Annotated in this window: 6 protein-coding genes and 1 rRNA gene; 1 reads left to right on the top strand and 6 read right to left on the bottom strand. The window is 39.8% G+C overall.

Annotation, left to right across the window (positions count from 1 at the left end; all coding sequences use genetic code 11):
* Positions 1-180 precede the first annotated feature (180 nt).
* From KKD20_06055 to KKD20_06080, 6 genes are all read right to left on the bottom strand, one after another.
* Positions 181-1,683, bottom strand: a 16S ribosomal RNA gene (locus KKD20_06055).
* A gap of 486 nt (positions 1,684-2,169) precedes the next feature.
* On the bottom strand, positions 2,170-2,847 hold the full coding sequence (trmD, locus tag KKD20_06060; protein MBU4332648.1) for a tRNA (guanosine(37)-N1)-methyltransferase TrmD: 678 nt from the start codon (positions 2,845-2,847) through the stop codon (positions 2,170-2,172).
* Between the two features lie 78 nt (positions 2,848-2,925).
* Entirely contained in the window at positions 2,926-3,252 is a 327-nt protein-coding gene (locus tag KKD20_06065; GenBank protein MBU4332649.1) for a KH domain-containing protein, read from the bottom strand.
* 173 nt (positions 3,253-3,425) lie between these two features.
* On the bottom strand, positions 3,426-3,722 hold the full coding sequence (locus tag KKD20_06070) for a DUF721 domain-containing protein (protein ID MBU4332650.1): 297 nt from the start codon (positions 3,720-3,722) through the stop codon (positions 3,426-3,428).
* Positions 3,723-3,770: 48 nt separating this feature from the next.
* Positions 3,771-4,913, bottom strand: a complete 1,143-nt coding sequence (dnaN, locus tag KKD20_06075; GenBank protein MBU4332651.1) for a DNA polymerase III subunit beta — start codon at positions 4,911-4,913, stop codon at positions 3,771-3,773.
* Between the two features lie 357 nt (positions 4,914-5,270).
* On the bottom strand, positions 5,271-6,251 hold the full coding sequence (locus KKD20_06080) for a UPF0182 family protein (GenBank protein ID MBU4332652.1): 981 nt from the start codon (positions 6,249-6,251) through the stop codon (positions 5,271-5,273).
* Between the two features lie 322 nt (positions 6,252-6,573).
* Between KKD20_06080 and KKD20_06085 the strand changes: the two genes are divergently transcribed.
* Positions 6,574-6,978 carry an HNH endonuclease gene (locus KKD20_06085; protein ID MBU4332653.1) on the top strand — a complete coding sequence of 135 codons (405 nt, stop codon included), beginning with the start codon at positions 6,574-6,576 and terminating at the stop codon, positions 6,976-6,978.
* Positions 6,979-7,678: the final 700 nt, after the last annotated feature.

The following is a 7,678-nucleotide window of genomic DNA, read 5'->3' on the forward strand; positions in this document are numbered from 1 at the left end:
AGAACAAAAATTAATGAGTTGATTATACCGCATACGGGCAATAAATCAAGAATTTCATTGTAAGTCTTCACAAAAATCCCGCCCTGGTTAGGGCGGGACCGTTGACATTACAAAAGTGGTAAAAACGACATCCCTGTCGACGAAGATTGTATTTTTACTTTCATAAAAATGGATCTCCAGAAAGGAGGTGATCCATCCCCAGCTTCCGCTAGGGATGCCTTGTTACGACTTCACCCCAGTCATTGACCCTGCCTTAACCCCTTGCGAGGCATTGGGCATTGCCAACTTCCATGGTGTGACGGGCGGTGAGTACAAGACCCGAGAACGTATTCAACGCACCGTGGCTGATATGCGTTTACTAGCGATTCCAACTTCATGAAGGCGAGTTGCAGCCTTCAATCTGAACTGAGGCCGATTTTGATGGGATTAGCTCCATCTCGCGACTTAGCAACCCATTGTATCGGCCATTGTAGTATGTGTGTAGCCCTGGACGTAAGAGCCATGCTGATTTGACGTCATCCCCACCTTCCTCCTCGTTAACCGAGGCGGTCCTCTAATGAATTGTAAATTAGAGTAAGGGTTGCGTTCGTTGTCCGAATTAACGGTACACTTCACAGCACGAACTGACGACAACCATGCAGCACCTGTGATAGGTTCCGATTTTACGGTCCTCCGGTATTTCGACCAGAGTACTCCTATCATTTCAAGCCTTGGTAAGGTTCCACGCTTATCGTCGAATTAAACCACATGCTCCACCGCTTGTGCGGGTCCCCGTCTATTCCTTTGAGTTTTAGCCTTGCGGCCGTACTCCCCAGGCGGGATACTTAACGCGTTAGCTTATTTAAAACAACACTGGAAGGGTCGATACTTCCAATGGTTAGTATCCATCGTTTACAGCGTGGACTACTGGGGTATCTAATCCCATTCGCTACCCACGCTTTCGTCCATGAGTGTCAGAACTGTTCTAGCAAGCCGCCTTCGCCTTTGGTGTTCTAGCCGATATTAACGCATTTTACTACTACACCGGCCATTCCGCTTGCCTCTCCCAGCCTCTAGTTTTATAGTATCAAAGGCGGTCCCAAGGTTGAGCCTTGGGATTTAACCTCGGACTTTTAAAACCACCTGCGGACGCTTTACGCCCAATAAATCCGGATAACGCTTGCCACCTCTGTATTACCGCTGCTGCTGGCACAGAGTTAGCAGTGGCTTATTCCTAAGGTACCGTCAAATATTCGTCCCTTAGAAAAGCAGTTTAAACCCCGAAGGGCTTCTTCCTGCACGCGGCGTCGCTCCATCAGCCTTTCGGCCATTGTGGAAGATTCTTGACTGCAGCCTCCCGTAGGAGTCAGGGCAGTATCTCAGTCCCCGTGAGACGGGTCATCCTCTTAAACCCGCTAGCCGTCATAGCCTTGGTAAGCTTTTACCCCACCAACAAGCTGATAGCCCATAGGCCCCTCCCAAAGCGGAAAAGATTGCTCTTAACCGTTTACCCAGCACGCAATTTGTGTGCTGGGGCCATCAGGTATTAGCCCAAATTTCTCTGGGTTGTCCCTGTCTTTAGGGTGGGTTACCAATGTGTTACTCTCCCGTTTGCCGGTCCCCGGTAAAACCGGGGCCCTCGACTTGCATGCCTTAGACACGCCGCCAGCGTTCATCCTGAGCTAGGATCAAACTCTCAATAAAAAAGTTAATCACCTATAAGATGAAAACCTTTAAGCATTAGTAGTTTATTTTAAGTCCAAACTACAAAAATGACTTAGGGATAACAAGTGATTGAAAAATCAGCTCATTACCTCAAAAGAATAGATATCTGCAAGCATTGAATACACCATGAATGATGCTCAATGCTTAACAACTTGAATATTTAATTTTTAAGGTGCAGTCAATTTATAACTAAAAATAGGGGGAGATGACTTGTGATACAATTTATATTCCGGCCCCTATCACTACGGCTGTAGGTAAAGCACCCGGATTCTACTCAACCAGCCGCTATCCAGATCTAGGCGCGGTCTCATAGCCCGCAGTCAGGAATCTGGATAGAATCATCTCCCTTTTTTCTAATAAAGAGCTAATAAACCCCCTATTCTTAGTTATCAATCTGTAGTTAATATAATATACTATCTAAAAAATTATGTCAAGGAAAGCGATAATTAATAATTAACAGCTTCATCAGGGTTTGTTTTTACTACACCCGTCTTTCCATTCTGCAATTTTTTTATGATGCCCAGAAAGTAAAACTTTTGGAGCTTTCATGTTTTTAAAATTTTCTGGTCGAGTATATTGTGGATATTCTATATAACCTTCTTGTGAAAACGATTCGTCTTTAATAGACTCGTCTTTGCCTAAAACTCCGGGCAATAGGCGAGTGACTGCGTCAACAACTATCATAGCAGGAATCTCGCCGCCAGTCAATATATAATCACCAATAGAAATTTTTTCATCAACAAGTTTTTCAATCCGGGCGTCGTGTCCTTCATACCGGGGACAAACCATTGTGATTCTTTTGTATTTTGTCAATCGCCGTGCCATATTCTGATTAAAGGTTTTACCAGCAGGCGTAAACAGTATCGTTCGATTGCTTTTTTGCTTTTTTGCTTTTTTGCTTTTTTGCTTTTTTGCTTTTTTGATCGCCCGCAACGCCCTGTAAACCGGCTCAACCTTCATCACCATGCCAACGCCGCCACCATAAGGCTTATCATCAACTGTCTTGTGTTTATCGGTAGTATAGTCTCGTAAGTCATGAGCTTTAATTTTAATCTTTTTCTTTTTTTGGGCGCGTTTAATAATACTCTCGTTAAAATAAGAATCAAATATTTTAGGGAAAATTGTGATAATATCAAATTTCATATTCGTGGCTGTATCAACCAAAAACCATAGTAATATATTACCATGGTTTCCGGTTTATCGCAATTTTACGACAAATTTTTAGAGTTTGAGGTCATCGACAGCGTCTCGCGAAGTAGTGTCGGTTGATCTCTGGTGGGGTTGTCTGCCACCTTCTGGCTCTTCAATCTTCAGGTTTACCCGAGCGTTGTTTTTTGCGCCAACAACCCGAAGTAAAGTTCGAAGAGAGCGAGCGTTTTGGCCAGAACGACCAATAACTTGGCCCATGTCCTCTGGGTTGACCTTAAGGGTGATTAAAACTCCCATTTCGTCAACCTTGCGGTCTGTTGAGACATCCTCTGGGTGATCAACCAATTCTTTGATTACATACTCAACAAATTGTTGATCTGATGAAACTTTCGCTACCATATCTTTAGTTCTCGCATCGTCCATCCACTAAAAGTAGACGGATCTCTTAACTTGTTAATCTACCAGCCATTCGACCATTTGATACCGTTTTTTAACCAGCTGGTTTTCTACAATTTTTGCATTGTAGATTATATTTATTATAGCATATCAATGGGATCTGTCAAGGACAAGAGCTACATCAAAAACCTCAACCCCAGAACCACGTCTTTGCCAAACTTATTATTAAGTTTGCCGATAATTTTCCTTTCTCTTAATTTTATCTCTTGAGCTAAGGTAGAGTTTAAAACAGCAATTGTTAATGTGTTGTTTTGAAAATACATAGCTTTAACCTGATTCAATATTTGGGGGCTGAAAACATGTTTAATTAAATTATCAAATTCACTACAAATCAAACTCGCTTCAACTTGCCGTGAAAGCCCAGCCCTTTTAATTGATTTAGGTAAAAGCTTACCAATTAACTGAAACGACATTAGGTGTTCTTGTGTTTTAATGATTTAATGTTTTTATGCTTTAATGACTTACTGCTTTATCGGCATAATAACATATAAATAACTTTCGTCTTCAATGGGTTTTATTAGGCCCGGACTATTACTGTCAATAATTTCAAGGGTGGCCTGTTCTGTTCCTATGTTTTGTAGGCCATCAAGCAGGTAGTGATAATTAAACGTAATAGTGTTTTCTTCACCGGTGGTGTCTGATTTTAGCCGAGCAATATTTTCACCTGTTTGGGAATTAACCGAAGAAACCACTAATTGATTCTTGGAAGGAATAAATTTTAAGTTAACATCGTTCATCCCAGACTGAGCAAATAAACTTGCCCCCTTGACCGCTATAATTAGATCGCTGGTATTAATAATTGTTTTAGTTTTGAAATTCTCGGGAATAATCTGTTTATAGTCTGGGTATTTACCAGAAATAATTCTTGATATTAATTCTGTTTCACTAACAGAAAATAGAATCTGGTTCTCGGAGAAATAAATCTCCACCTCTTCACTTGTATCATCTTGGTCCAATACCCGGGTTAATTCCTGAAGGGTGGCGTGGGGTACTATAACCTGTTGTTCTGAAAGGGAGTCTTGGTTGGTCTTCTCCGCATACTTAAAACCTAATGATTTTTCTGCTAAACGATAACTGTCTGTTCCCACGATAAAAAACTTACTTTTGTCCTTATTACCATTAAAATATAATAAAGCGCCGCTAATCTCTGGCCTGGTTTCATTGGGAATAATTGTAAAAGCAACTTGGCTAATAACTTGTTTTAGTTCGTCTTTTTTACAAATACAGCCTTTTTCTTTTTCAACCCCGGGAATAATTGGAAAATCTGTCGCCTCAACGACTTTTATCTTTGTTTTTTGATTTTCACAAGAAATTAGTAAATCGTTTTTCTCCAGGTTAAGATTAATCTGCTTGTTTGGTAAAAGGTTGATATAATTAGCAAAGAGTTGGGCTGGGACAGTGATCCTCCCCTCCTCTTCAACCTTTCCTCGAATCACGGTCTGGATGCCAATTTCTAAATTTGTTGTTTTTAAATTAATGTGGCTTTTAGCAACCTCTAAAAGAACATTGCTTAAAATGGGCAGAGTAGTATTACCTCCACTCGCTATTCTGCTAACTAAAGATAACCCTTTGTTTAAGTTTTCCTGAAGGCATGAAAATTTCATGTGATTATTATTAATAAATTAGTTATATATAAATAGTGGTGATAGTGGTAGGCTTGTGGATTATCTAAGTTTATATTATTAATTTTTAAATGTAAAGCCCTATTTGCGGTGCCTGGGGTGGGGGCAGTTGAGTGAGTAAAAAGAGAGGGTTGTTGACCAGGGGTTGTTAACTTGGTGATAGCCATGGTCAATAGTGTGTGTAAAAAGTTATTAAATAAACAAATCCCACAGGCAGGGATTTTATTTTTGGTTTTTATTAAAGTTTTACTAACAGGTTAAAACCCCCTTTTAATAATTTGACAACAGGATATTAACACCCAAAACCTAAATCTATGAATTTATTTACATCTATTATAATTAATTAGATTGCGTCTTTCGAAACCACAAGCTAATCCTTTTTATTTTACTAAGACATTCTTTCCGGGCATCTGTTAGTTGGATGAAAAGTAATGTCCAGCCGGCATAATAAAAAACCGAAAGAAGTGAACCCACTAAAGCGCTAATCAACAAAACAACAAAAAGCGCGGCTGATAAAAGGCTTTGAAAAAGAGCCCCCTGGGTTACTAATAGGGTGATAATAAAAGGCAAGCTAAAAGCGTAAAACGAAAGGGAAGCTAAAATACCGTTAATTATAAGGCTAATTATAAATAAAACAAAACCATACTCCAAACTAATAAGCCAGTTTTTTTTAAAAAGCTGAACTCCATTTTTAATAGCCGTAATAATCGGTTGATTACTGATAATAATATAACGGCTGGCAAACTGCATAATAAAACTTAATAAAACAATGAAGAAAATTAAAGCCGCAAGGAGTAAGACGCCCACTGGTAGCAAAATGGGCGTATTTTTAACAAGAGTGAGCACTAAGATATCTAAACCACCCAAAAATACCAGAACAGCAATAATTAATTGGAAAACAACATTTAAACCAACAATCCTCCAAAAACAACCCCTATCGACCCTTATAATACTTTTGAAACCCACAGGCTCCTTTTTCTCAATTCGCTCCGCGCTTTTAATCAAGATAATTTGAGAAAAAACAACCAGTGTGATAAACATAACAGCCAAAACGATTACCAAACCAGCAATCAAGAAAAGGTTAAGGAGATTTGAATTAAAAATGGCAAAGAAATTCATAGCCAGACCCGCCCTAAAAACACTTATCACGTTGTCAGTCAGGGTGTTTTGTTCACCTAATTTTTTTATTTGAGAAATAATAAAATTATACTCTCCCCCGCTACCAGCCAAAGCAGTAAAAAAACCAAAAAGCCATAACAGCCGGTAGCGCCAAGTAATACCCAGGGCGCGTTTTAAAATTGGACGATATAAAGCTTGCATGGGTTGATTAGAATTTAGAGGTTAGAATTTGGAATCCAGAACACCGCGCCGAACCCCACACCCCACATTTAAAATTCCAGACTCTAATATAAGTATAAAACAAAAAAAGTTCTTTGGCAAGGAAGTTTAACTTTTGACAAAGACAATATATTGTAGTAAGATGTAGCATTCTCCAAGAAGCAAGCTCAACAGACAACCACAAACCAAAAAGGAGGAGTAAGTGGAAAGAAAAAAGAGAACATGGGAAACAAAGGAGAAGGTGTGTGGATTTCATCGAAAAAAGCAAAGACCATGGTTTTTAAGACGCGATGGTCATCAATGTATGTTCTACGAGCTTCATAATGGTCGTTGGACGCGGTGTAAAGCCACCAAACCGCTTCATCTCCATCACATTATCCCAAGAGGTTGGTCATCACATTATTCTAATTTAGGCGAGAAGTTCAAGGTGAATGGACCAGATAATGGTATCATCCTTTGCGCTCATCATCACTGGGTTATTCATCCTGATATGCCTCCCTGTTTTCGCTCGGACAGAGAGGGTAATAAAGACGCGTTTCAATTGATGTTTGAGGCCCGAGAGAGACGTTGCTTGCGAGGGGATCCGTATTGGGAAACCAAATATGATCATTGGATGTTATGGGAGTTGGTCCATCTCGCAAACCAAAAGTTTGGAGAGCCCTATCCGATTTGTGGGAACGAGACAGTTGAACAAGCCAGGAGGGCTTAATTATAAGGGCAAAACCATTAGGGGCGCCAAGCCAAATTAGTAAGGCGCCTCTTTTTATATTATAAAAAATTAGCTGGCTCGTTATGATTATCCCCTGGGGATGGAGCCAGCTAAGACGATGTCGGCATTTCATACATTAATCGGTATTTGCCGCTCATTCTTTGAAAGTTGCCCGCCCTACAACCGGTTGGACAATTATGATCTACTCGAGATATCGTGCTGTGGGCTCCAGGAAGGATGATTGTTTCCTGGCAACCACCACAGAGAATGATTTTACGCAGTTGTTCTTGACGTGGGCACATTCTTTCGCACGGAATTGCCTGCGTTTTATCAAAGAACAACCTACATGATTTGTCCGGACAGAGCAGATATGTCGTCTCACAATCCATTTCTGATTTTTTCACTTATTGACCTCCTAAAATATAATTTTTTAGACTCGACCTTTTGATTTTGTCTAATATACCGGCCACTAGCGTTGCGTTAAAAGTAATTTTTAATCAATATTATCGCCAAAGTTAGCGATAATTTGCCCTTTTTCAATTTGCACGACTTGAACTGTGATAAGATAATTAACAGTTATATGCTAACTTTGGTATAAAACTTACCACCCCCCTTGAAATTTCGTGGGGTTGAGGATATAATAATTGGATTACAACTTTGTAATCATTTTAACAAATTATTATAATCTCAATCCTATGAA

The sequence above is a fragment of the Patescibacteria group bacterium genome, from assembly GCA_018896645.1.
In the GTDB taxonomy this organism is placed as follows: Bacteria; Patescibacteriota; Patescibacteriia; order UBA2591; family JABMQE01; genus JAHIMF01.